A 1,951-nucleotide genomic window follows, 5' to 3' on the forward strand; every position below is an offset into this window, starting at 1 on the left:
CGCAGGGGCCGGGGCCCGAAGGCGATATCCGATGACCGAAACGCCGGCCTACGGCCTGTGGGGCCTCGTCATCCTCAACTCAGGGGTCTTCATCCTGTTCGCCGCGAGCTTCACCCGGCTCAGGACGCCACGGGATTGGCGCACCCTCGGGGCGTTCTCGGCCTTCATCGTCGCCCTGTTCAGAGCCTGTTGCCGAATGGCCCCAGACTGCGGGTATGGAGGGGTCTGCTGATGGTTGGGACGTTGCCCATCCGTCCCGCCCGGCCGCGGGGCTCAGTTGATGAGCCATTTCCCGCCCTTTTTGCCCTGGCGGACGGACTCCGAGTGGAGTTTCCTGAAGTTGTGGCCGGCGCAGTGGAGGCTCCATTCGCCCCTGGTTTCCTCGTCGCCCCGCATCATGAAGCCGTCCGCGCCCTGGATCTCCTTCATCTGGCCGAACACCGGTTCCACGGTCTGCCCGCGCAGCCGGTAAAGGGCCCGGCCACGCTTGGTCAGCAGTTTGCGGTCCATCCGCTCGCGGGTGCTCAGGTTCCCGGGCATCCGACTCCGGGGCGGCGGCGCGGCGCGCATCGCCTTGCGCTGCTTCCAGTCCTTGGTGGTGGCGATCAGGTACTCGCAGTCCGCCGTCTCCAGCGCCGCGTTGTCCTCCGACCAGTAGCCCGCGTCCATGAGCGCCGTCCCGATGCGGGCGTCCTCGCCCATCACCGCCTCGGCCATGGCCAGGGCCTTGTCGATCATCGGCCCCAACTGGCGAACGTCGTTGGCCTGGTTCGTCACATCGGGGGCGAGGATGATCTGGCCGGCCGTCACCACCGCCTGGGCGTTGTAGCCCTGGAGGTAACCCTTGCGGCTCTTCATGATCCGGCTGTCGGGATCGGTCACGTTGGCCTTGGCCTCCTCGTCGACCACCGCCTCGGCAGGCTTCGGCTTGCGGCCCCGCTTGCGTTTGCCGGTCGCTTCCTCCTCGGCTGCGCGGGCGTCGATCTTCTCCTGCTGGCGGGCGGCCTGCGCATTCGCCTCGGCATGAAGCTGATCCAGACAGGCCTGCAGCCTGGCCGGGCGGCCGGAAGCGTTCCGCAGGTCGGCGGGAAGGTCGTCGCCCCGTTCGTCGCCAAACATGGCGTCCTCGGCCGTGTCGGTTTCCTCGGCCGCCGACACCATGGCCGCCAGGGACCTGACCGTCCGGTTGGCCGCCAGCGACGCGTTCGCCTTGACCTTGGTCCCGTCCAGGGCCACCACGCCAAGCCGCACCAGGCCCGCCCTGTGGCACAGCTTCAGCACCTCGGCGAACAGCGCCTCGAAAGCGCTCCGGTGGCGCTTGCGGAACCGTGCGATCACGCTGTGATCGGGAACCTCGTCGCCGACGATCATCCGGAACCCCGCGTCCCGCTCACACAGGCGTTCAATCTTGCGGCTGGAGCGGTGCCCGTTGGCGTAGGCATAGATCAGCACGCACACCATCATCGACGGCGAGAACGGCGGCGCGCCGGTGCCGCGCCTAGTGTAATGGGCCTCGAACGCCGACAGGTCCATCAACTCGATCGCATCCAGCAGCAGGTGAACCATGTCCGTGTCGGAAACCCAATCCGACATGTCCACCGGAAGAAGAAACCGCTGTCGCCGATCCGGTTCGCGATAGAAGTTCGCCATCTCTTCCCCCTCACGTTGCCTGTGCCAACGGAATCAGCACGCCGTCATTGGCGCAAGCGGTCCGCCTCGGTCGAGGTGGCGATTCTGCAACAGGCTCTTCACCGAGATGTATGGGTTTCCGCTGACCATCTATCTCCTGTCGGGATGGCTCGGCCGGCAGTTCCCCGGCGTCGATTTCTGGTCCCACGACGCCGGTCATCTGCTCGAGACCCTGTTCGGATGGCGCGTGAACCCGCATTTCGGGCCGTTCCACATCCTCAGCACCATTCTGATCTTCGGCGGCTTCTGGCTGCTCGCGGTA

1 protein-coding gene and 2 pseudogenes are annotated in these 1,951 nt (G+C 66.6%); 2 read left to right on the forward strand and 1 reads right to left on the reverse strand.

Translation table 11 applies throughout. The features are described 5' to 3' along the window. Window positions 1–31 precede the first annotated feature (31 nt). Window positions 32–181: pseudogene (locus tag V5F77_RS28645) on the forward strand (isoprenylcysteine carboxylmethyltransferase family protein); the annotation flags it as partial. A gap of 92 nt (window positions 182–273) precedes the next feature. On the opposite strand, the gene V5F77_RS28650 reads toward V5F77_RS28645, so the two are convergent. Then, window positions 274–1,650 (reverse strand): transposase, encoded by a 1,377-nt coding sequence (locus tag V5F77_RS28650; RefSeq protein ID WP_429008448.1) that lies wholly within the window; start codon window positions 1,648–1,650, stop codon window positions 274–276. Between the two features lie 82 nt (window positions 1,651–1,732). Between V5F77_RS28650 and V5F77_RS28655 the strand changes: the two are divergent. After that, a pseudogene (locus V5F77_RS28655) lies at window positions 1,733–1,951 on the forward strand (isoprenylcysteine carboxylmethyltransferase family protein); the annotation flags it as partial.

It is taken from the genome of Roseixanthobacter psychrophilus (genome assembly GCF_043195195.1).
Classification (GTDB): Bacteria; Pseudomonadota; Alphaproteobacteria; order Rhizobiales; family Xanthobacteraceae; genus NCEH01.

What these genes read in the sequence shown, in the direction of transcription:
- V5F77_RS28650 (WP_429008448.1), bottom strand. Translation starts at nt 1,650, where the DNA reads ATGGCGAACTTCTATCGCGAACCGGATCGGCGACAGCGGTTTCTTCTT.